Below are 326 nucleotides of genomic sequence, written 5' to 3'. Positions count from 1 at the left end.
CCAATTGAATTCAGCTGTTCCGTAATACCTTCTAACGGAACTGGATATACCCCTTGAACGCCAAGCGTATTTTGAGCAGTAATTGCCGTAATAGCCGTCATCCCATACACACCAAGCTCTTGGAAGGTTTTTAAATCTGCTTGAATGCCGGCACCGCCTCCACTATCAGATCCTGCAATTGTTAAAGCTTTATTTACTTTCATCCCACTCATCCTTTTCTATCCAAAATAGCGATGATAAATTGTTTTTGCTTCGCTTATATCTTTCGTTCCATGTACGAGTACACGTCCATCTTTGAAAGCAACTAATCTCTTTTCTTCATCTGA

Annotated in this window: 1 protein-coding gene and 1 pseudogene; both read right to left on the bottom strand. The window is 40.5% G+C overall.

Translation table 11 applies throughout. The features are described from left to right. The coding region (locus tag SB658_RS22755; protein WP_410602505.1) for a bifunctional hydroxymethylpyrimidine kinase/phosphomethylpyrimidine kinase at positions 1-212 on the bottom strand (212 nt) is incomplete at its 3' end. A gap of 6 nt (positions 213-218) precedes the next feature. After that, positions 219-326: pseudogene (locus SB658_RS22750) on the bottom strand (thiamine biosynthesis protein MoeB); the annotation flags it as partial.

The sequence above is a fragment of the Bacillus sp. SIMBA_008 genome, from assembly GCF_046535495.1.
Lineage (GTDB): Bacteria > Bacillota > Bacilli > Bacillales > Bacillaceae > Bacillus > Bacillus subtilis.
The sequence above is the reverse complement of the archived record's forward strand: the minus strand, read 5'-3'. Positions and strand labels throughout refer to the sequence as shown.